This is a genomic window from Macrococcus animalis (assembly GCF_047425875.1).
Classification (GTDB): Bacteria; Bacillota; Bacilli; order Staphylococcales; family Staphylococcaceae; genus Macrococcoides; species Macrococcoides animalis.
On the sequence record NZ_CP179727.1, the window covers coordinates 849,630 to 871,099 of the forward strand.

The window sequence follows — 21,470 nt, forward strand, 5'->3', positions numbered from 1 at the left end:
TCAGTTAGGGCTGCTTGCTATTCATTAAAATATAAGGTGTGCCATCAACGTAATAATCGGTAAACAAATAATTGTTCTCATTAAGAAAATGACGAATAATTTTGGTAAGCTGACTGGTATTTTTGAGCCTAAAATAACGCCGCCAACTTCAGATAAGTAAATCAATTGAGAGATACTTAATGCACCAATAACAAAGCGTGTTAAATCTGATTTTACACCTTCAATTAAAATAGAAGGTAAAAACATATCAGCAAAACCAATTAAGATCGTTTCAGAAGCTGCTTTAGCATCCGGTATACGTAATAATTCTAATAACGGTACAAACGGAATTCCTAAAATTGAGAAGAAAGGTGTATGCTCAGCTACTATCGTTGCCAGTGTACCAATACACATTACAACAGGTAACACTGCAAACCACATATCCCCTACTGTTTTTACCCCAGATAGCCAGAATAGTTTCCAACCAGGTGCTTTAATCGCTTTTTCGGTTGCGTTGTGATAACCGTAACTCACAATCGTATGGCCTTCAGGCGTTGTTTCATCTATAATTTCTGTACTACCATCAGCATAATGATCCGGTACTTTCGATAGTGGCCAAATTCTTGGCATAATCATTGCTGCGATTAAACACGACACAATAACAGTCCCGTAAAAAGCAAAAAAGTGATTCATTAAATCAATTTGCTTACAGACAACAATTGCAAATGTAATTGATACGACAGAGAACGATGTCGCAATAACGGTTGCTTCTCGTCGCGTAAAGAAATTGCCTTCATATTGTTTAGAAGTAATCATAACCCCAACAGTACCGTCTCCGATGAATGATGCTAAGTTATCGACTGCAGAACGTCCCGGCAACGTAAATAAAGGTCGCATCACTTTAGAGAACATTGGTCCTAAAAATTCTAGTAAACCATAGTCCATTAAAAATGGTAAGAATAATCCAGCGAATAAGAATACTGCAATTAAAGTCGGCAATAAATCTCCATAAATTAATTTTCCCGTCGCATCCGTGTTTACAAACGGCACTTTCATTTTGTAATAAACAATCGTTGCAAATATCGCACCTAATAAACGAACGATAAACCAAATCCAATTCACATTAAATAATGTATTAAAATAAGACGTTTTTGGTTTTCTAATAAAACTACAATAAAATGTGCATAAAACCGATAAAATAATTACGATAAAAATAACAGTCGGTGTTGCTTTTCCTAATACTTTTAAGAACCACTGCGCTAATACAGCAACCGGTAAACTTGTCTCTCCATCTACTTTAAGTGGTGTTAAAAATAAAAAGATACCGATAATACTTAAAATAATAAACTTCAATTGACCTGTCTTCCATGTCTTTTTGTCATACTGTTCCATTGCCATCCTCCATGTTTTTATGCACTAAAATTAATATTTATACATTATAGCATAGCTATGGTGTTTGTAAATACTAATCTTATTACATCCCCTTATTTAGAATATTCAATTTATTCTTTGCGTAATAATACCCAATCGACGAGATTGATACATCGACTGGGTATACAGTTTTATTTCACTTCTTTGTAGTATAAGTTTTTATCCGGAATATTAGGATGTAGATGCATATTCCCTTTTAAGAGTTGCCAATCATTCTTATAATAGAATGTATTTGCTACAATATCGTGTACATCACTTGTTAAGTAATATTTTCCTGGTGGTAACGCAGCAAGTAATTTTGTTCCGACACCACTATGTTTATTACTCTTATCTACAGCTATTGAAAGAATTTCAAACGCCCCGTTTAACTTTTCTTTCTCATCTGCTGTTAAATAACGATCTAATAATTCACGGTAAAACTGTTTACTTTCGCTTGTGTAACCATATAAATAACCATTAATATTTCCAAACTGATGACTAATAAAAGCTTTAAATCCTGGTGTTTCGCTATATTTCAAAATATTTGCAACCATATCTTTATGGCTTCTTGCGTCATCAAAATTTGTTAAGTATATCTCAACAATACGATCCACTGCATCAAGAAGTTCTTCTTTAGTTAGTTCTTGAATCATACCAATCACTCCTCGTAACCCTTTATGAAAACCTTTTCAATATCATTATGAACGTTTCTAAGTCATTTGACAATCAATTTTTAGAAAATTGCCGCTTCTAACGCTTCTATTTCTGCTACACCAATCTCGTCACCATCTTTACGGAAATAACGTTTCGCTTCTGTGAAATAAGTTTTTGCTTGTTCCATATCTTCTTGTGCTGCATATAATTCACCCAACGCACGGTTAGAAATTGCAATACTTAAATCATCTTCTGATTGTTCTGCGAGCTTCAATGATTCTTCTAGTGATGCTTTGCCTGCATCATATTGATTACTTAAGAGTTGAACATATCCTAACTCATATAAGTTTACAGATTTTTTAATTGTATCATCAGCAAAGTGTGCATCAATTAAAGCTGCTTCTTCTTTGAAATATGCAATTGATTGATCAAACTCTGCATCCATTCGTTCAACTAATCCTAATTGATGGAATGCCATTTGCTTGTCTTCAGCATCATTTGACTCAAGTAACGACTTTAATGATTCACGTGCTTTATCAAAGTGATTATCTGCAGCATAAATATAGGCAGCGTTTAAAAGATAATCTGAATAGTTTTCATCTCCTAGTTTTACTGTATTACCGATTTCTTGTATTGCTTTAATCGCAGCTTCACTTTCACCATTTTCAAACTGTTCAAATACTGCATCGATTTGTTCATTATAATTCATTGTTTTGCCCCTCTTCTTGTTTTGATTTTTGTAAAAGACTAACAGCAATTGCAGCAAAGATATCTCCAATAAATGATAATATTGTTCCCATTGTGCTCACCTCTTAATTTCATTGTATAGTGTTTATAATAAATATTCATCTGATAACATAAGGATGTACTTTTTTATTTTTACTGTTATAATTTCTATTGCACTCTAATTTGGAAAGGATCTAATATGACACGTCTTAAATTATTTACATTTATTCTAAGTATCTTTGTCGTAGGTATGGTTGAACTCGTTGTAGCCGGAATTCTAACGCTCATGAGTGACGATCTAAATATAAAACAATCGCTCACAGGTCAACTCGTAACGATATACGCTTTCACCGTTGCGATTTGTGGCCCTATACTCGTAAAATTAACCGAAAAATATAATCCGAAATGGGTATTACTCATCAGTATGATCATCTTTATTATCGGAAATACAATCAATGCTGTCGGTGATACGTTTACGATTATTGTCTTCGGACGCATCATTGCCTCAGCTGCATCAAGTATCATCGTCGTTAAACTATTAGCATTGACAGTCGTTTTAAGTAAACCCGAAGTACGTGGGAAGATGCTTGGTCTCGTTTATATTGGCTTTAGTGGTGCCAACGTATTTGGTGTGCCACTCGGTACGAAAATTGGTGAAATGTTCGGATGGCGCGCAACATTTTGGATGATTGTGATTGTGAGTATTATCGCTACCATCATGCTAATGTTCCAATTGCCCAACAAAATTAGCATCAATGAACGTAGTGAGAACAAACATTCTAAATTACTTTATCCTAAAGAGGCTGCAAAATATATCGGCATTACCTTCTTTATATTAGCGTCTAACTATATTGTGTTTACATACATCAGTCCAATGATGATCAGCCAAGGCTATACGTTAGAACATGTTTCGATTCTATTATTCGTCTGCGGGATTGGTAGTATCGCCGGAACTAGTTTAGGTGGCATAATGTCCGATAAATTCGGTAGTAAGAAATGGTTAATCGTCGCCCTTTCAATCTTCACACTATCATTATTACTATTCAATTTAGCATTACCATTCTATATTGCATTACTCTTAGTAATGCTTGCTTGGAATGTATTTGAATGGGGGACAAACCCAGCCATTCAGATTGGGATTATTAAGCAGGTAGAAGGTGACTCAAGTTCAATTATGGCTTGGAATATGTCAGCCTTAAATGCAGGTATTGGATTTGGAGCATTAATTGGCGGGATTGTCGTTGAAGCTTTCTCACCAGAAATTTCACCGTATTTATCGACTGTCTTTGCAGTCATTTGTTTAATATTAGCATTGTCTATTAAGCGCGATTAATTAAATATACGTAAACTAAAGGGATAAGGCAGCCGCCTTATCCCTTTTAAATATTGCCATAATATAAAATTGATTCATTTGGTACAATAACTTTTCCATCTTCTTCGTACTTATCAAATAACACTTCTAACGCCTTAACAAATGTTTCATACTGACGATCACCCTCAACTAAAGCATATGACGCTGATAAAGAACGATTAATAAAGCCTTGCTTGTCGTATGTCAGTGGAAATTCGTAAACTTTCTTATCGTATTCACCCTCAAAGAATTCTGAGACACTATTCTCTGAATATTGCACACCACCACCGAAACCAATAAATCCTTTAAAGTTCGGACAAAATGCAGTATATATCTCAGCCGTTTTAACGTTGATCACTGCATCTTCTATACGAGCATTCCATATTAAACAAACAGGCCCATTTCCATTTAATATTCTTTTACATTCTGCTTTAAATGCATCTTGGTCAAACCAATGAAAACTTTGTGCTGCAGTTATAATGTCGACCGAATTGGATTCAACTTCCGTACTTTCAGCTGGTCGTTCATGGATTTCTAGCTCTTTACATTGCAAGGCCAAACGGAGTTGTTCTACCATTGCTGCGTTCGGTTCAATGGCAATCACTTTTGCTCCTAAATCTAACAGCAATTCAGTAAATATACCGGTACCTGCTCCGATATCCGCAATAGTTGTCGCTTCATCAATTTCAAATTTTTCTTTCATATCACTTAATAAGCCACATGAGTATTTAGGTCTCGAGTTACGGTATTGTTCTACTTTTTCGCTAAATAGTTCTTTACTGTCCATATAACACCTCTTTACTTTAATCGATCTTGAATAACACCTATTGCACTTAAAAATCCATAAATAATCACCGGGCCAACAAATTTAAATCCACGTCTCTTTAAATCTTTACTAATGCGTTGAGATAATTCATTGTCCGTTGGCACTAAACTTTCATCTTCAAAATATGTTATCACTGGTTCAAAGTTTGTAAACGACCAAATATATCGATCGAAACTTCCGAATTCCTGTTGTACTTCAATAAACTTTTGCGCATTTATGATAATACTATTTATTTTTAATTTGTTTTTAATCATTGTATCTGTATGCATCAAACGATTAAAATCATCTTCACCATACTTAGCAATTATTTCATAATCGAATTGATTGAGTGCTTGACGTATACCTTCTCGCTTCTTTAATATCGTTAACCAAGAAAGACCCGCCTGCATTCCTTCTAATACGAGCATTTCATAAAGATACGTTTCGTCATGTGATTCAATGCCCCACTCTGCATCATGATATTCAGCCATAAGCGGATGGCTATCTGCCCATTTAAACCTCATGTCCTCACCTTTTCCTATATGAATTACTTCATCATTGTATCATTTAAGCGCTTTATCTACTACCACAAAAAAGAAGCACACAATATAAATTGTGTGCTTATCTATAAAATATCAAACCTATAATGATACCAAGTACTACAATTACCCATGGTGGTAGTTTTGCAAAATACAATAATCCAAAAAGAATTAAACTGAATACAATATCCATCCAATGTGTGATTGTATGCATCATAATTGGATTAATCCATGCCGCACCTAAGATGCCGAGCACTCCTGCGTTAACCCCTTTAAGTGCTTGTCCCATTAAGCGATGTTCACGTAATGACGCCCAAAATGGTAATGTTCCAATCACAAGTAAAAATGCGGGTAAAAATATTGCAATCATGGCAACAAGGCCACCAATAACTCCAAATAAACTTGCCCCAATATATGAACCAAAAGTAAAAAGTGGGCCAGGCATTGCTTGTGTTAATCCATATCCTGCTAAAAATGTTTCGAGGTCTAACATATCCGGTACAAATGTACTTTGTAATAATGGCAACACGACGTGCCCCCCACCAAATACCAGTAAACCTCCTCTAAACAACTTATCAAACATATGAATCCAATCGTTATTAACAATCTGGGCAACAATTGGTAGGCAAATCATTAAAACTAAAAGCAATACAAGTGAAGTGATACTCATCGATTTTGATACCTTAATGTTTAAAGGTGTTTCTTTCTTCGACTCGACTTTATAAACTACCATACCAATCAGACCAGTTACGATAATAATTAATATCTGCGTATAAGCCGATGGAAATAACAATGCAACGACTACACTCAACAAAAAGATCAATACTGCCGTTACATTCGTTAACGTATTCTTCCCCATTCCAACCAATGCGTGAAGAACTACTGCAATTGCAACAATGAGTAATCCTTTAATAAAATTTATATCAATATCGAGTGTTTCCATAAAATATACCGCAGCAATTAATACGAGTACGGAAGGTAAGGTAAATCCTAAAAACGCAAGGATGGCACCCATTATTCCACCACGCATGAGACCAATACCAATACCGACTTGACTTGATGCAGGTCCAGGTAAGAATTGGCATAAACTTACAAGATCTTGATACACTTTGTCGCTTAGCCATTTTCTTTTCTCAACATATTCTGCTCTAAAGTAACCTAAATGTGCTACAGGTCCTCCAAAGCTTGTAACCCCTAGCTTTAAAGCAACTAAGAAGATTTCTAATAAACGTCCCATAACCCACCTCAATTTTATAATTACATTCATCATATCTAAATTTGAGTACAGTTATGTTACAGTTCCTTAAAGATTTTGTAAGGATAAATTTTATATTTTTAGCATTCAGAAGAATTTAGAAATTGAATCAGTTTGTTACTTACACTACATCATTTGAGAGTCAAATTTCTCGAATTTGTGAAATAAAAAAGAAATCTGCTTAAATCCATGCATAGAAAACGATTTCATATTATAATGAACATATATACTCATTAGGAGGTCCAGATATTGAACACCATAAAAATAAAATCCCACAAATATCCAAACCGACCTCATGTTGAAGTTGAAGGGAAATTACTTTCTGAAACGTCACACTATTTTTTTGTAGCGTGCGAAAAAAATACATTATTAAAACATTACCTTAAAAATGAATCGTATTTATTAGATTATAAAACTTTGCACTTCCTTTCAAAATACCATGGTTATACTGTATCGATTTCGATTGATGAAGATGATAATCCTGTTAAGATATTCTGTAATATATCAACACCTTGCGAAAAGGACGAAGAAGGTAATATTACGTATATTGATTTAGATATGGATTATGTGAAATCAAATACAGGTCAATGGTTTTTAAGAAATAATGATATGTTTTTAGAAAGCACAAAAAAGTATAATTATCCATTGCAACTGACAAACTTTGCTTTAGTTTCATTACAAGAACTCAAGAACAATATTAAAAATGATGTATTTCCTTTTGGTATTGAAAACTTTAAAGATGTAGATGGTCCGATTAAATAAGATACTCAAATCTGAGTGTCTTTTTTTAATACACTTATAAAAAAATTGTAGTATTATTGCAATACCAATGCATGAAATATATGGTAAAATTATAGCAATAATATATGAACGGGGGGATTCACTTGTCAAAAATAAATATTCACGTTATTCAAACAGGTTATATTACCGTTGATCGTGCGACAACAACGCAAACTAAGACGCTGAATCCCCTCACTAAACTTGGCTTTATTTCGCGTAAGAAACATCGTAAACAATATCCGGTCATGTGTTATTTGATTGAACATACAAAAGGTCTGATTCTCGTTGACACGGGTTGGCATAAACGTGTACGTAAAGAAGAGCGTAAAGAACTTGGGTTACAACGTCTCATTCATCGCGCCTATTTACCGAAAGGACAGTCTATTGACGAGCAACTGACTTCGCGAGGTATTCTGCCTGAAGATCTGGACTATGTGTTACTCACACATTTGCATAGTGATCATGTTAGTGGCCTTCGCCAAGTAAGGGATGCAAAGTATATATTTGCAAGCCGAGAAGAAATATTAGAATCCAATAAACGGGCCATTCGTTATATTCAAAAATTATGGGATGGTGTTGATTTAACATGCTTCGAATTTGATAAAACGGGAGTCGGACCCAATGGTTTATCCTATGATTTATTTGGTGATGGTTCGATTGAACTTATTCATGCACCAGGTCACAGTCCGGGTTTATTTATGGTGAAAGTAATGGATGATGATGGTAACTACATATTACTTACAAGCGATGCCGCTCTTGTTAATGAGTCATTTGAACAAATTAAAGTTCCAGCACACGTAATGAATCATGATGCCTTAAAAGAAGCTCTTAAATGGATAAATAATATTAGTAAAGACCCTAAATGTAAAAAAATATTAACGAGTCATGATTTAAGCTTAAAAGAAGAGATTATAACATTATAAAAAGATGATTAAGACTACTCTAATAAAGTCTCAATCATCTTTTCTGGTTTATCAATAAAAGCTTTTGTCACTATATAATGCTCAGTTTCTCGGTAATCAATGCGTTCATATCCATTATCATTTAACTGAATAATATCCGCATTCGGATATGCCATAATAATCGGTGAATGTGTTGCAATAATGAATTGTGATCCACGCTTTACCAAATCATTAATGCGTACAATCATCGACATTTGACGCATCGGTGATAACGCACTTTCCGGCTCATCTAATATATATAGGCCTTTTGCTCTGAAACGATATTTTAATAAAGACAAAAATGATTCTCCGTGTGATTGATCATGTAAACTTTTCCCTCCATAACTGTTGAGAAGCAATCCATCTTCAGCATTCAATCGTTCAATTTCAGTCGCAACATTATAAAAACCTTCTGCTCGTAAGAAAAAAGTATCATTCGGTACGCCTATTTTTCCTAATCTAATCTCTTCAAATAATCCTGCATGAGAATGTTTCGTTGCAAAGTTAAAGTTCTTACCCCCACCTTCAGGATTCAATCCGTAATTGACTGCTATCGCTTCTATTAAAGTTGATTTACCTGTCCCATTTTCACCGACAATGATAGTCACTGGATTGTTTAAATCAATACGATCTAGCTTGTTAATGGCAGGTATTTTCATATAATAAGGTATTCCTTCTCTTTGCTTAAAATTTGATGAAATACTTTTAATAAACATCTTTCCACCTCTTAAAGGATTCTGTTATATTAATAATATAGTAAAAAATGTATCATTAAAAATAAAATGTCATTCGAGGTGCAACGATGGTTCAATTAGTTCCTTATATTGAGCAGTATAAAGAAGCGTTAATGCAATTTTATCAAACAGATGGCGCTTTAAAGTTTACACAAACTCCGGAAAAAAGTATCGAACAGTTAAATAATGATATACACGGTGTAGTGATTATGAACAATTCAATGCCAATTGGCTTCTTTTTACTCCACGCAACACAACAAAGATTTGAATACACAAACGAGGAACAATCATTATTATTAACATCTTTAATCATGAATCATTCGTATAGTGGAAAAGGTCATGGTAAACATGCGATGTTGCAACTACCAATGTATATAAAGAAACATTTCAAGCAAATTAAATCAATTGTACTTGGGGTTAATCATGCTAATATTCCAGCACAAAAATTATATGAACGCGTACACTTTGAAGATACTGGCCGTCGTATTGAAGGACCTATTGGAGAACAGTATATTTATGAATTAGTAATATAAAAAAGATTGAGACAGAAGATGGTTAATACTTCTATCTCAATCTTTTTTCTTCAATTAATTAAACCATCCACGAATCAGCTTTTCGACTTCTGCTGTTTCATCGATTAAATCTTTCATCATATCGATGTCTGCTTTGTCACCGATTAAGTTCGATACAACTGGTGTGTCTAATACGCGTTTTACCGCTTCACCAATTGTTTCTTCTTGTACATTATTTGTTGCTTCAGTTTGATCTGTTACGAAATCATTTTCTTGGAACTTTTGTTCTAAACGTGGCGCATTGTTATTATTAAAAGCATTTACAACTTCCATTAATGCTTTACGTAAATCATTATATTCTTTAACGTTCTTTAAATCATTTAAACGTTTCTTTACCATTTCATTTTTTTCTAAGTATTTCACACCTTGTACAGTCCCTACCGTTAAGGCACCTACAACTAATCCTCTTTTTATCCATTTATTCATTGCAATTCCTCCATTCGACATTAATATTATTATAATGCATTCATGAAAATAATACATTTAATTCGATTACTTGAAAGAATAGCGATTTGATTGCTAACTGAAATACGTAACTAGAATTACTAAAAATAAAATAAGGGAAACGGACTACGCTGGCCCAATCCCTTTATATAGTGCTATTAATTCATCAACATCTTCAAAGTCATTATGAGATTGATGCACTATCTTACCCTCTCTTAAACAATAAATCTCATCAGCTATCGCTTGAGCGAAGTCTAGTTGATGCGTTGTAACAAAGATTGTCTTGCCTAATGATTTCTGTTTCAATATCATTTCTTGTAATTGAAATATCCACAATGGGTCTAATCCATTCGTTGGTTCATCCATAATAATTAATGATGCATCCCCAATGATACTTTGCGCTAAATTAAGACGCTGCCGCATACCTTTAGATAATGATTTGACATACTTGTCTTTACTATCTTGTAAACCGACTTCAGTTAATATTTGATTCGCCTGTCGTTGTTTAATACCTGACAACAATGTGATGATTTCACGTACCTTTAAATAGGGCGGAAAGTTTAAATCATCAGGCATATAATTTATCTTACTAGGAACTGTTATTTGACCAGATCCAGGTTTGATTACTTTAAGTAATAATGAAATTAATGTACTTTTCCCCGCACCATTCTCACCAATCATACAGTGTATTTTACCTTGAGACATCGACATATCAAGTGGTCCTAATTGCTTATCTTTCGTATACTTATAAGATACGTTATTAATTTCTATCATTTACTTGCCCTCACTTTACGCATATGAAATAAAGCAAATATTAAAGGTAATAATACAAATAATAATACATTTAAATATAAAACAACTTGACCTAAGTTTGATGTAATCCATTCGCCATATTCATAAAATCCTGGTCCTAATATTGCAAGTTGATCAGTCCAGACGTAATACAAGAGTCTTATTAAATCACTTGGATTAAGGTGAATATTCGCAATCATTATTTTGAATAATAGCCCTCTGCTCATAGCACCGTTCATTGCAATTATGCCAAAGGGAATAAGTAATAACCATATTGTCCAACTACATAATGCGATACCGATTGCATGGAGTCTATTCTTTGAATAGATACCGATACAAACCGCAATGCTTGCAAAAATTAATATCATAACGAATGATAATAATATATATACAAGTGAGATATGAATATTGAGCAGTAAGCCCATAACAATACTAATTGCAAGGATGAAACTATAAACGATAACCAACGAAATATAATGACTTGCGATATATTGAATAGGTTTCATAGGATAAGTCTTAAGCAGTTGAAGCCATCCTGATTCATTATGATATGCGATGGCCATACTACCAATCGCTAATATAAATAACGGAACGATTAACAATTGAATACTTAATGCATAGTTCATTTGAAAGATATCTGCATGCATAGATTGATTTTGCAGCATACAAGACATTGTAAATGTAATGATGTAAATGAAACCCGTAATATAATAAACAGGGTTTCTTAAACATTGTATCAATTCCATTCTTATCATTGATGAACTCCCCATTTTAAGCTTAGCAAATCATTGAATTGCATCTTTTTACTTTCACTGTATTTATTCGCATAACGATCTCGTTCTTTTTTATCTTTGAAAGCTGCAACACCGTAATTCATTGGTGTCCAAATTTTTTCATTATATGCATAATGTGCTTTTTGTGCATCAATCCATTTATTAGTTTTATAATCTTTAACGTACATCATACCGATTTCTTTTTTATTTTCCAGTTTATATTGTTCTATCAAACAACCTACATCATCAAAAATGTAATGATCTTCATTGTTGAACACCATCTGTGCAGCTTGCTCTGGATGGTCAATCATCATATTACATACTTTACATTTATCTGTCTTTTGATTAATTTCTCTTGGGCTTAAATCAGGTTTCCCACAACTTGCAAGTAGTACAATAAGACATAACACAATAAATTTCTTCATCTTGCTAACCCCTTTCTAAATAAATATATAATGATAATGCCCAGTAATATGAATATAGGAAGGCTGCTTACATCTGTTTGTTTTTTTTCAAGTCTTGGATGTAAATCGACGAATCCTGGATCTAGCGATGCACTCTTATCTTCTATCCATTTGAGCAATATGTGTAGTGGGCTATTTTGATAAAAATTCAATGTCGTATCTTGCGCCATCAACTCACTCAACAAATTACTAAATCGTTTAGGTTGATCGCCGTAACCATCACCATTTAAATCAATTATACCTAGGTCATCATAATGATTCTTTTGAAATTTAGTTTGTGCTTTATCCATACGAACAATATTAATATTATTCGTAAAGGTATTTTCTTCTATCGGAATCTGACTATCAATGATTTCAAGACCCGTTAAATTACTAATGAATGTATTATCTATCATTTTACTCTCTTTAATCATTTGTATTGATGCAGCTGTATAGTTATTCAATAATTTATTATATTGTAACGACAATCCCTTACTTTGATATAAAGTTATCCCTGTAGCATTTAATACGCGTTGCTGCTCAATTCGGTTATCTATAATATCAATTTGCTCTGACACCATCAACATAATCCCTGTTATATTTCCTGAGAAATAACTATTTTTGAGTATCGCATCTGTTACATACATAAAGTGTATACCATAACGATTATATTGTGATGATAAATTTTCAATCCTTAGTTTATTAACACGTTCAAGATAAACCCCATCTTTCGCATACGATACGTTAATATTTTTGAGTATAATACCTTCACTGTCCTGTATATGAATTCCATTTTGTTTTGGATTTCCCGTTATAGAAACATCTTCTAAAGTCACGTTTCGGCTATTCTTTATTAGGATTTGTGGCTTATTGCTGATTGCTTTAAGTTTGATATTTTTTAGGGTTACATTTTCACCTTCAATTACTATTGGCTTAGAATGAATTTTATTATGCCCATCAAATGATTGGTTATCCTTAAAATTAACTGCATGCGCTTTTGTATTGCAACTCAAAAAATATACAAGAAAGAGACAAATCAGTAACATTTGTCTCTTGGCATTTTTACATCTCATGTTCTTGTTCTTTGTTTCCTTTTTTCATTTCTTTTTGTTTTTCCATAAAGCGCATCATTGCCTTTTTATCTACTGAAGATAACTTTTCAATTTCTGCTTCAAATTTATCAGCAAATACTTTTGCTTCTTTTTCTGTTTTGAAGCTTGCAATACCTACATTCATAGGTGTCTTAATATCGCCTTTAACAAAGTTTGCTTTATCAACATTAATCCATTCTAAAGAATTATGATCTCTCACAAATCTTGCTTTCATCTTTTTACCTGATTTTCTTTCATAATTTAATAAACAGAATAAGTCATCAAAGAAATAGTTCTTCCCATCTTCCCCAATTGCTTGCGCACTATATTTACCATGTTTATGGTCTTTTTGGTATACTTTCATATCACAAGCAGCACACTTTGTATCTTCTTGTGGTTCTTTTAATGTATAACCGTCTACTTTTGTTTCTTTTTTCACAGCTTCTTCTGAGACTTCTTTAGTACCTTCCGCTTTTTTAACATCCTCTTTAGTTCCACATGCTGCGAGTAACATTACTAATGCTACGAATAAAACTGAAATTCTTTTCAAAATAATTCCCCCTATTTAATTTAATCTCACCTCTTATTGTATCGTCTTTATAGCGCTTACATCTCTCAAATTTGTGAAAAAATTTTGTAAATATTATTTCTAAATTTTGAACTTTATAATTTATCCCCTAATATTCAATATTTGTCTATTTACTTTCTTATTTCATAGCACTTTGGTAAGATATAATACTTTTTAAATAAAGACTTCTATAATTGTAAATATAATGGGCTTATAAAAAAGGCATAATAAAAGGAATGGATTAATCCATTCCTTTTACGTCTAACTATTCAAATGTATCCATCTAGAATCTGAGATGCATTATGCTTCTTCTTCAATCTCTTTATTTTTAGGACGTTTTGATAGGATAAAAGTTGTAACAAATGCGACGATAATTGCAATTGCCATTGCAATAGCATAATTGATATAGCTACCTGGTGCGATTGAGATGATACCAGGTAATCCTGCAGCACCTAATGCAGTCGCTTTAACTTGCATGAGTCCAATATATGCTGAGCCCACTGCTGAACCAATTATGGCGCCAATGAATGGGTAACGTAATTTTAAGTTAACTCCGAACATCGCTGGTTCTGTAATACCTAATAATGCTGAAATACCTGCTGCTGACGAAATACCTTTTAATTTTTCATTTTTAGTAATGAATAATACTGCTAAAGTTGCTGCACCTTGAGATACATTGTTCATCGCTGCGATCGGGAAAATGAATGAGCCACCTGTTTTTGCAGCGTCTGCAATCAGTTGCGTTTCGACTGCGATGAATGAGTGGTGCATACCTGTAATTACAATTGGTGCATAGAAGAATCCAAAAATCATTGCTCCAACAAATCCACCTGTTTCATATAACCAAGTTAAACCATCTGTTAAATAGTTACCAGCTGTTCTTGTTAATGGTCCAACAAATAAGAATGTTAAGAAACCAGTAGTGAATAATGCGATTAAAGGTGTCGTTAAGTTATCTAACCATGATGGTGTAATCTTACGTAAGTTTTTCTCGATTGTTGCTAAAATCCAACTCGCTACTAAAATCGGTAACACTTGTCCTTGATACCCTACACTTTGAACTTTTAATCCGAGTAAATCCCAGGCTGGAATTTCTTTACCTGCAGCAGTGTATTTCGGAAAGTCATATCCATTTAATAAATCTGGATGCACTAAGATCATACCGAGTGCTGCACCTAAATACGGGTTACCACCAAAACGTTTCGCTGCACTAAATCCAATTAAAATCGGTAAGAAGACAAATGGTGCATTGGCCAATAAATTAATGAAATCTGCTAAACCTGCAAGTCCTGGATTTGCTTCAATGACAGTTGTTTTTCCTGGATAGAATAGACCCGGTGCTGTAAATAAGTTATTGATCCCCATTAACAAACCACCAGCTACGATTGCTGGAATGATTGGTACGAAGATATCTGATAACATTTTTACGAATTGTTGTAATGGATTCATCTTTTTCGTTGATTTAGAAGCAACTTCTGATTTTGTTGCTGCATCCATTCCAGTGATTTTACTCATTTCATTGAATACGGTATTAACTGTACCTGCCCCAATTATAATTTGATATTGTCCGGCTGATGAAAATGTACCTTTGACAGCATCCATATTATCTAAAGCTTTTTGATCGACGATACTTTCATCTTTTAGTGCCAAACGTAAACGAGTAGAACAATGTGCCATTGCATCGATATTTTCTTTCCCACCAATTGCTGCAAGAATGTCTTTTGAAACTTGATTGTAATCCATTTTACTTCCTCCTTTGGAACCGGTTCCATTTTAGTTTAAAAAAATATGTCAGTGAACTTTGCGATTAATTTAAATTTATCTTACTCTGAAAATCAATTCCTGTCAACGCTTTCATTTAATATTTTTTCGTTTATCTTGGAAACTTAATAAAAATAATGCACGGTTCGACTTTGAACCGTGCAAAGTAGTTACATTCAAAATTATAGTACTAATAGATATGGATTTTCGATGTATTTAATTAATGATGTTAAGAAGTTTGCGCCATCTGCTCCATCAACAATTTGATGATCAATTGTTAAACTAAATGGCAAGATTTTCGCTTCTTTTACCTTTCCATCTACTAATTTTAACTCTTTTTGTAATGAGCCAACACCTAAGATACCTACTTCAGGTGCGTTCAACACTGGTGTGAAGTATTCGATACCTGATGTTCCGATATTAGTGATTGTAAATGTACCGCCGCTCATCTTATCGCTCTCTAAGCTACCATTTCTAGCTGCATCAGATAATTCAACAATTTGTGCTGCGATATCACCAATTGATTTGCTAGCAGCATCAAGAATTACTGGTACCATTAAACCATCATCAAGTGATGTTGCAATACCGATATTCACAGTATCATGTTTCTCTAAAGTACCATCTTTATATGTGCTGTTCATTTTAATATCGTCTTTTAATGCAAGTGATACAGCTTTTGTAATTAAAGCAGTCACTGTTACTTTAATATCTAAACCGCTATTACTCACTTCATCTTTTAATGTTTTATTAAACTTGAATAATTTATCTGCATTTGCTTTTTGATGTAATGTTAATTGTGCAGTTGTTTGTAAACTATTCATCATGTTTGATGCAATGGCACTACGCATTGGACTTAAGTTTTTAGGTGTTACAGATTGTGGTACTGCTACTTGAGCGACATTTTGTTGAGGACTTGCAGATTGAGCAGGTGCTTTCTCAACGTCGCGTTTCGTAATACGTCCGTTACCACCAGTACCTTTAATTTGCGTATAATCTATGCCTTTTTCTTTTGCAATTTTCTTTGCTAATGGTGTGATAAAGACACGTTTAGCAGATACATTTCCTTGTTCAGTTGGATGTTTCTCTTCTTCAATTGCATTTTGGTTAATTTCATTATCATGTGTACGTTCAAAGCTATCAGATTTCTCTGCGGCATCTTGTATCGCTTGACGTTCATTTGTAGGTTCACCAGATTCACTTAATGCTTCGTCGTCTCCTGATGCCTTACTTACTGCTGATTCACCTTCAACGCCAATAAGACCCATTTGATCACCGACTTTTGCAAGCCCTCCTGCTTCAACCGTAATTTCAATTAAAGTGCCATCTGCTGGTGACTCAACATCCATCGTTAACTTTTCAGAGGCAATCATACATACAGCTTCGCCTTTTTTCACTGCATCTCCTACTGATTTATACCATTCATCAATTGTTCCTTCTGTCATGGTCATACCTAGTTTAGGCATATTGATACGTTTACTCATTATAGTCACCTCGCTTTATTTTAAATCTTCGATAATTTCTGCTGCTTCTTTTAATACTTTTTCTTTATTCGGAATGTATAAAGCTTCTAAATTTGCTGCGAATGGGACTGGTACATGTGGAGCTGTAATTACTTTGACTGGCCCATCTAAGTGATCAAACATTTTATCGCCGACAACTGCTGCAATTGAGTGTCCTGTTGAGCTTTGTGGATTTGCCTCATCAATTACAATCAATCGATTTGTTTTTTCTACTGAGTTCATTATTGTTTCTTGGTCCCAAGGTGCAACAGTAACTAAATCAATTACTTCTACAGATACCCCTTGGCCTTCTAATTCATCGGCTACTTCAAGTGCTACATGTACCATCTTACCGATGGCAACGATTGATAAATCTTCGCCTTCACGTACAATTTTTGCTTTACCAATCTCTACCGTATAATATTCTTCAGGCACTTCGCCTTTCATACCGTATAACGTCTTATCTTCAGAAAATACAACTAAATTATCATCTTCAACTGCTGCGAGTAATAAACCTTTTGCGTCATATGGATTTGAAGGAACTACGACTTTTATACCTGGAATCGCTCCGAACATACCATACAATGATTGACTATGTTGCGCGGCTGCAGATGCACCTGCACCATGAACAGTACGCATTGTCATTGGAATTTTAGCTTTTCCTCCAAACATATAACGCATTTTTGAACCTTGGTTCAGCAATGCATCTAATGCATATCCAATGAAGTCATTGAACATTAACTCTACGATGGGACGTAAACCTGTCGCTGCCGCTCCGACACCTGCACCAACGTAGTTTTGCTCTGCAATAGGCGTATCGATTACACGATCACGTCCGTATTTACCTACAATCCCTTTTGTAAGACCAAATACGCCACCCCATGCTTCATCACCCTTTAGGTGCTCAACTGTATTACCACCGGCAACGTCTTCACCCATTAAAATCACTGTGTCATCTTTCTCCATCGCTTGGTCAATACCTTCAGTCACTGCCTGCATAAATGTAAGTTCTCTTGTCATGATTTTATCCTCCTTAATCCGCATAGACGTCTTCTAATAATGAAGACTCGTCTGGTAATGGACTATTTTCTGCAAATTGTACTGCTTCCTCTATTAATGCTTTTACTTCATCTTCGATTTTTTTGGCTTCGTCCTCTGTCATCCATTTTTCTTTCAATGCACGCTCTTTAAAAATAACAATCGGATCTAAATCACGTAGTTCATCATTATCTGATTTGTAACTTTGTGCATCTCCTTCAAAGTGACCATAGTTACGATATGTCTTACATTCAATTAATGTTGGACCTTCTCCAGCTTTTGCTCGCTTTACTGCTTCAACCATTACTTCATTTACAGCAATGACATCTTTACCATCAACGTGATGTCCAGGCATATTATAAGCTGAGGCACGTTCTGCTACTGTTTCTGAGGCAGATGCATATCTATGTGGTGTCGCTTCACCAAATCCGTTATTTTCACATACAAAGATGACAGGTAAATTTAATATTGAGGCAAAGTTTAATCCTTCATGGAATGTCCCCTCGTTTGATGCACCATCACCAAAGAAACACACTGCAACAGCATCTTGTTTTAATGTTTTAACAGAAAGTCCTGCACCATTAGCTAGTGGGAAACCAGCACCCACAATACCATTCGCTCCTAAAATACCTTTTTCAACTTCGGCAATATGCATTGAACCACCTTTACCTTTGTTCAGTCCATCTTTGCGACCATAAATCTCAGCCATCATCCCTAAAATGTCGCAATCTTTCGCAATTGCATGTCCATGACCACGATGGGTACTTGTAATATAATCTGCATCATTTAATTCTGCACACGCACCGACTGCAACAGCTTCCTCACCTGCATATAAATGTACGAATCCAGGAATCGTCCCCGTTAAAAAGATTCTATGCACTTCATCCTCAAATTCACGAATTTCATTCATTTTACGGTAAATCCATAGCGCTTTTTCTTTTTCCATTGTTAGTTCCTCCCTTATTATGATTGATGAATGCTTAATCCAAAGAAATCTTCAGCACTTTCTCCAATTGATTCTGATACGGTTGGATGCGCAAATATTTGATGTGATAATTCATCCATTGTTCCTTCTGAATTTTTTACTGCTAAAATCGTACTGATTAGCTCTGTTGCATGTGCTCCACAAATAACTGCACCTAAGATTTCTCCATATTTCTTATCACTAATTATTTTTACAAATCCTGATGCATCTCCATATGCGATTGCTTTACCATTGCCAGCAAGATTGTACATAGTTACTTTCACGTCATAATCTATTTTAGCTTCCTCTTCACTTAATCCAAAAGAAGCAATCTCAGGAGTTGTGTATACGCAACGTGGTATTTTAGTTTGATCGAGCTTGCGAGGGTTATTTTTAGCAATATGGTCTGCAGCTACAAATCCTTCATGACTTGCAGCATGCGCTAATTGATAACCAGGAATGATATCTCCAATTGCATAAATATGATTTTGTGATGTTTGCATATAATCGTTCACTTCAATGAACTTTTTATTTTCAGTGAGTTTGATACCTAAGTTATTCGCTAATTCTAAATTTGTATTACGTCCTGTGGCGATGAGTAATTTTTCAAATTGAATTGTTTCCTTATCAACTTTAATTTTGTTTTTTTCTATGTTTGAAATCTTGGCTTTTGTGATAATTGTAATACCTTCTTGTTCTAGGTGCTTTTCTACTAATTGACGTGCAGTTTTATCTTCAGTCATTAAAATGTCATCTGCGACTTCTATAAGTGTCACTTTCGTTCCAAGTGGTGCGAATGCTTGTGCCATTTCAACACCAATCACGCCACCACCTACGATGACGAGTGATTTCGGTAAAGACTCCCACGTGAAGATTGAATCCGTTGTATCAAATTCAACTTTTTCTAATCCTTGAATTGGTGGAATAAAAGGCTGTGATCCAGTTGCTAAAATAATGTTTTCAGCCGAAATTTTATTTCTCCCATATGCAATATCATGATTTTTAATCTCAGTTACAAAATCACTAATAACTTCCACACCATTCTTCTTTAGTAAATATCCAACTCCATTGACAAGTTGTGAAACAACATTGTCTTTGTAATCTTTCACTTTCGAGTAATCTAACTGCACATTTTTTGTGGTGATTCCAAACTTCTCTGCTTCTTTGATTGTCGACATGACTTCTGAAATTCTGAGCATTGCTTTAGAAGGAATACAACCAACGTTTAGACAAGTCCCACCTAAACTTTTCCCTTCAAATAAAACAACTTTCTTACCATACTGCGCTAATCTTATCGCAGTGACGTAACCACCCGGACCACCACCTATGACAGCAACATCGTAATTATATTTCAACATCATCACCTCTTTCTCAATTAACAAGTTCATTGTAACGCTAATTGTAAGCGTTTACAAATTATTTGTCAGAATATTTTTTAACTATTTTGTGACACCTATTTCACATGATTTCATACTTATTTTTGTAAATAATGTGTTATTTCACAACATTACAGTCATTTTCAAATTTTAATTTATTTATCGTATTTAGCTAATTAAAACTGATAATCCCGATTAATAAAGTATTTTTTCATAATTTTCTCTATCTTTTTTTAGATAAGATATCTTTAAATATTGTGAAATTTTGCACCCTAAAAGACCTTGTGAAAACGATATAGCAATGTGATATTTCTTACATAAAAAAAATAAAAAGCGGAACAAATAAATTTGTCCCACTTTTCATCTATCAATTTATTCTTCATTCTTAAATTTCATACCATGCGCATCCATTTCTTTTCTTAAGATTCGAATACTCTTTGGTCCGAATCCATGTAAGGCAAGAAGTTCCTCTTCACTATATTTCATAATGTCTTCTAGTGACTTCACATTTATGCTAGTAAGTGCACGCATCGCAGGTTGACTGATTTTTGGCAATTCCATACTTACTCACCTGTTTCAGCGAAACGTTTTATACGCGCACCAATTTCATCACGTACACGTTGAAATACTGGCCAATCTTGTCCTGCTGGATCTTCAAACCCCCAATGTTCAGAACGAACATGTTTAGGTGTGACTGGACACACATCTTTCGCATGGTCACATAATGTAACAACTAAATCTGCATTGTTTAAAATGTCTTTATCAATTAAATCTGATGTATGATTAGAAATATCTATGCCCACTTCATTCATAGCTTCAATTGCTTTTGGATTCACACCATGTGTTTCAATCCCAGCTGAATAGACATTCCAGTCTGGTAAATATTTTTTACCAAACCCTTCAGCGATTTGTGAACGACAAGAGTTCCCTGTACATAAGAAATAGATTGTTTTTTTAGTCATTATTATTCTCCTT

24 protein-coding genes are annotated in these 21,470 nt (G+C 34.2%); 4 read left to right on the plus strand and 20 right to left on the minus strand.

The window, feature by feature from the left end; genetic code table 11:
• Window positions 1–24: 24 nt before the first annotated feature.
• The 3 genes from ACMGE9_RS04345 to ACMGE9_RS04355 form a co-directional block, all read right to left on the minus strand.
• The gene (locus ACMGE9_RS04345) at window positions 25–1,371 is read right to left on the minus strand and encodes a YjiH family protein (RefSeq protein ID WP_414044030.1); all 1,347 of its coding nucleotides are present in this window, start codon (window positions 1,369–1,371) and stop codon (window positions 25–27) included.
• Window positions 1,372–1,541: 170 nt separating this feature from the next.
• Complete coding sequence (locus tag ACMGE9_RS04350) at window positions 1,542–2,042, minus strand: hypothetical protein (protein WP_414044031.1); 501 nt, start codon at window positions 2,040–2,042, stop codon at window positions 1,542–1,544.
• A gap of 80 nt (window positions 2,043–2,122) precedes the next feature.
• Window positions 2,123–2,752 (minus strand): tetratricopeptide repeat protein, encoded by a 630-nt coding sequence (locus tag ACMGE9_RS04355; protein ID WP_414044032.1) that lies wholly within the window; start codon window positions 2,750–2,752, stop codon window positions 2,123–2,125.
• Between the two features lie 216 nt (window positions 2,753–2,968).
• Between ACMGE9_RS04355 and ACMGE9_RS04360 the strand changes: the two genes are divergently transcribed.
• Window positions 2,969–4,102 (plus strand): MFS transporter, encoded by a 1,134-nt coding sequence (locus ACMGE9_RS04360; RefSeq protein WP_414044033.1) that lies wholly within the window; start codon window positions 2,969–2,971, stop codon window positions 4,100–4,102.
• 46 nt (window positions 4,103–4,148) lie between these two features.
• On the opposite strand, the gene ACMGE9_RS04365 is transcribed toward ACMGE9_RS04360, so the two are convergent.
• The 3 genes from ACMGE9_RS04365 to chrA all read right to left on the minus strand — a co-directional run bounded on the left by ACMGE9_RS04365 (window position 4,149) and on the right by chrA (window position 6,701).
• The gene (locus ACMGE9_RS04365; protein ID WP_414044034.1) at window positions 4,149–4,907 is read right to left on the minus strand and encodes a class I SAM-dependent methyltransferase; all 759 of its coding nucleotides are present in this window, start codon (window positions 4,905–4,907) and stop codon (window positions 4,149–4,151) included.
• Window positions 4,908–4,918: 11 nt separating this feature from the next.
• The gene (locus ACMGE9_RS04370) at window positions 4,919–5,449 is read right to left on the minus strand and encodes a DNA-3-methyladenine glycosylase I (RefSeq protein ID WP_414044035.1); all 531 of its coding nucleotides are present in this window, start codon (window positions 5,447–5,449) and stop codon (window positions 4,919–4,921) included.
• 97 nt (window positions 5,450–5,546) lie between these two features.
• Entirely contained in the window at window positions 5,547–6,701 is a 1,155-nt protein-coding gene (gene chrA / locus ACMGE9_RS04375) for a chromate efflux transporter (protein ID WP_414044036.1), read from the minus strand.
• Window positions 6,702–6,968: 267 nt separating this feature from the next.
• On the opposite strand from chrA, the gene ACMGE9_RS04380 reads away from it, so the two are divergent.
• Complete coding sequence (locus ACMGE9_RS04380; protein ID WP_414044037.1) at window positions 6,969–7,481, plus strand: DUF402 domain-containing protein; 513 nt, start codon at window positions 6,969–6,971, stop codon at window positions 7,479–7,481.
• A 122-nt stretch (window positions 7,482–7,603) separates the two neighbouring features.
• Complete coding sequence (locus ACMGE9_RS04385; RefSeq protein WP_414044038.1) at window positions 7,604–8,422, plus strand: N-acyl homoserine lactonase family protein; 819 nt, start codon at window positions 7,604–7,606, stop codon at window positions 8,420–8,422.
• Window positions 8,423–8,436: 14 nt separating this feature from the next.
• Here ACMGE9_RS04385 and ACMGE9_RS04390 read toward each other — a convergent pair whose 3' ends face one another.
• Window positions 8,437–9,156 carry an AAA family ATPase gene (locus tag ACMGE9_RS04390; RefSeq protein ID WP_414044039.1) on the minus strand — a complete coding sequence of 240 codons (720 nt, stop codon included), beginning with the start codon at window positions 9,154–9,156 and terminating at the stop codon, window positions 8,437–8,439.
• Between the two features lie 86 nt (window positions 9,157–9,242).
• Here ACMGE9_RS04390 and ACMGE9_RS04395 point away from each other — a divergent pair, with 86 nt between their 5' ends.
• A complete protein-coding gene (locus tag ACMGE9_RS04395; protein ID WP_414044040.1) occupies window positions 9,243–9,707 on the plus strand; it encodes a GNAT family N-acetyltransferase in 465 nt (154 codons plus the stop codon).
• Window positions 9,708–9,761: 54 nt separating this feature from the next.
• Here ACMGE9_RS04395 and ACMGE9_RS04400 read toward each other — a convergent pair whose 3' ends face one another.
• The 13 genes from ACMGE9_RS04400 to arsC form a co-directional block, all read right to left on the minus strand.
• Complete coding sequence (locus ACMGE9_RS04400) at window positions 9,762–10,172, minus strand: hypothetical protein (RefSeq protein WP_414044041.1); 411 nt, start codon at window positions 10,170–10,172, stop codon at window positions 9,762–9,764.
• 144 nt (window positions 10,173–10,316) lie between these two features.
• The gene (locus ACMGE9_RS04405) at window positions 10,317–10,964 is read right to left on the minus strand and encodes an ABC transporter ATP-binding protein (RefSeq protein WP_414044042.1); all 648 of its coding nucleotides are present in this window, start codon (window positions 10,962–10,964) and stop codon (window positions 10,317–10,319) included.
• Window positions 10,961–11,737, minus strand: a complete 777-nt coding sequence (locus ACMGE9_RS04410; RefSeq protein WP_414044043.1) for an ABC transporter permease — start codon at window positions 11,735–11,737, stop codon at window positions 10,961–10,963. The genes ACMGE9_RS04405 and ACMGE9_RS04410 overlap by 4 nt, the downstream gene beginning before the upstream one ends.
• Entirely contained in the window at window positions 11,734–12,180 is a 447-nt protein-coding gene (locus tag ACMGE9_RS04415; RefSeq protein ID WP_414044044.1) for a nitrous oxide reductase accessory protein NosL, read from the minus strand. Before ACMGE9_RS04415 ends, ACMGE9_RS04410 begins: the two co-directional genes overlap by 4 nt.
• Entirely contained in the window at window positions 12,177–13,211 is a 1,035-nt protein-coding gene (locus ACMGE9_RS04420; protein ID WP_414044045.1) for a nitrous oxide reductase family maturation protein NosD, read from the minus strand. The genes ACMGE9_RS04415 and ACMGE9_RS04420 overlap by 4 nt, the downstream gene beginning before the upstream one ends.
• Window positions 13,212–13,260: 49 nt before the next feature.
• Entirely contained in the window at window positions 13,261–13,839 is a 579-nt protein-coding gene (locus ACMGE9_RS04425) for a nitrous oxide reductase accessory protein NosL (RefSeq protein ID WP_414044046.1), read from the minus strand.
• A 318-nt stretch (window positions 13,840–14,157) separates the two neighbouring features.
• Window positions 14,158–15,600 carry a sucrose-specific PTS transporter subunit IIBC gene (locus ACMGE9_RS04430; RefSeq protein WP_414044047.1) on the minus strand — a complete coding sequence of 481 codons (1,443 nt, stop codon included), beginning with the start codon at window positions 15,598–15,600 and terminating at the stop codon, window positions 14,158–14,160.
• A 200-nt stretch (window positions 15,601–15,800) separates the two neighbouring features.
• Window positions 15,801–17,099, minus strand: coding sequence for a dihydrolipoamide acetyltransferase family protein (locus ACMGE9_RS04435; protein ID WP_414044048.1), 1,299 nt, complete (start codon window positions 17,097–17,099; stop codon window positions 15,801–15,803).
• A 15-nt stretch (window positions 17,100–17,114) separates the two neighbouring features.
• Window positions 17,115–18,137: an alpha-ketoacid dehydrogenase subunit beta gene (locus ACMGE9_RS04440; RefSeq protein ID WP_414044049.1), complete on the minus strand. Its 1,023-nt coding sequence runs from the start codon at window positions 18,135–18,137 to the stop codon at window positions 17,115–17,117.
• Window positions 18,138–18,150: 13 nt separating this feature from the next.
• Entirely contained in the window at window positions 18,151–19,101 is a 951-nt protein-coding gene (locus ACMGE9_RS04445) for a thiamine pyrophosphate-dependent dehydrogenase E1 component subunit alpha (protein ID WP_414044050.1), read from the minus strand.
• 17 nt (window positions 19,102–19,118) lie between these two features.
• Complete coding sequence (gene lpdA / locus ACMGE9_RS04450; RefSeq protein ID WP_414044051.1) at window positions 19,119–20,477, minus strand: dihydrolipoyl dehydrogenase; 1,359 nt, start codon at window positions 20,475–20,477, stop codon at window positions 19,119–19,121.
• A 390-nt stretch (window positions 20,478–20,867) separates the two neighbouring features.
• Window positions 20,868–21,056 (minus strand): DNA-directed RNA polymerase subunit alpha C-terminal domain-containing protein, encoded by a 189-nt coding sequence (locus ACMGE9_RS04455; RefSeq protein ID WP_414044052.1) that lies wholly within the window; start codon window positions 21,054–21,056, stop codon window positions 20,868–20,870.
• Between the two features lie 2 nt (window positions 21,057–21,058).
• Window positions 21,059–21,460: an arsenate reductase (thioredoxin) gene (gene arsC, locus ACMGE9_RS04460; protein ID WP_414044442.1), complete on the minus strand. Its 402-nt coding sequence runs from the start codon at window positions 21,458–21,460 to the stop codon at window positions 21,059–21,061.
• Between the last annotated feature and the right edge of the window lie 10 nt (window positions 21,461–21,470).

Coding starts and splice junctions, on each gene's coding strand:
- ACMGE9_RS04430 (WP_414044047.1), bottom strand. CDS start 15,600: ATGGATTACAATCAAGTTTCAAAAGACATTCTTGCAGCAATTGGTGGG.
- ACMGE9_RS04415 (WP_414044044.1), bottom strand. CDS start 12,180: ATGAAGAAATTTATTGTGTTATGTCTTATTGTACTACTTGCAAGTTGT.
- ACMGE9_RS04410 (WP_414044043.1), bottom strand. CDS start 11,737: ATGATAAGAATGGAATTGATACAATGTTTAAGAAACCCTGTTTATTAT.
- ACMGE9_RS04365 (WP_414044034.1), bottom strand. CDS start 4,907: ATGGACAGTAAAGAACTATTTAGCGAAAAAGTAGAACAATACCGTAAC.
- ACMGE9_RS04435 (WP_414044048.1), bottom strand. CDS start 17,099: ATGAGTAAACGTATCAATATGCCTAAACTAGGTATGACCATGACAGAA.
- ACMGE9_RS04400 (WP_414044041.1), bottom strand. CDS start 10,172: ATGAATAAATGGATAAAAAGAGGATTAGTTGTAGGTGCCTTAACGGTA.
- ACMGE9_RS04405 (WP_414044042.1), bottom strand. CDS start 10,964: ATGATAGAAATTAATAACGTATCTTATAAGTATACGAAAGATAAGCAA.
- ACMGE9_RS04370 (WP_414044035.1), bottom strand. CDS start 5,449: ATGAGGTTTAAATGGGCAGATAGCCATCCGCTTATGGCTGAATATCAT.
- ACMGE9_RS04440 (WP_414044049.1), bottom strand. CDS start 18,137: ATGACAAGAGAACTTACATTTATGCAGGCAGTGACTGAAGGTATTGAC.
- ACMGE9_RS04350 (WP_414044031.1), bottom strand. CDS start 2,042: ATGATTCAAGAACTAACTAAAGAAGAACTTCTTGATGCAGTGGATCGT.
- ACMGE9_RS04360 (WP_414044033.1), top strand. CDS start 2,969: ATGACACGTCTTAAATTATTTACATTTATTCTAAGTATCTTTGTCGTA.
- ACMGE9_RS04390 (WP_414044039.1), bottom strand. CDS start 9,156: ATGTTTATTAAAAGTATTTCATCAAATTTTAAGCAAAGAGAAGGAATA.
- lpdA (WP_414044051.1), bottom strand. CDS start 20,477: ATGTTGAAATATAATTACGATGTTGCTGTCATAGGTGGTGGTCCGGGT.
- ACMGE9_RS04345 (WP_414044030.1), bottom strand. CDS start 1,371: ATGGAACAGTATGACAAAAAGACATGGAAGACAGGTCAATTGAAGTTT.
- ACMGE9_RS04445 (WP_414044050.1), bottom strand. CDS start 19,101: ATGGAAAAAGAAAAAGCGCTATGGATTTACCGTAAAATGAATGAAATT.
- chrA (WP_414044036.1), bottom strand. CDS start 6,701: ATGGGACGTTTATTAGAAATCTTCTTAGTTGCTTTAAAGCTAGGGGTT.
- ACMGE9_RS04455 (WP_414044052.1), bottom strand. CDS start 21,056: ATGGAATTGCCAAAAATCAGTCAACCTGCGATGCGTGCACTTACTAGC.
- ACMGE9_RS04395 (WP_414044040.1), top strand. CDS start 9,243: ATGGTTCAATTAGTTCCTTATATTGAGCAGTATAAAGAAGCGTTAATG.
- ACMGE9_RS04355 (WP_414044032.1), bottom strand. CDS start 2,752: ATGAATTATAATGAACAAATCGATGCAGTATTTGAACAGTTTGAAAAT.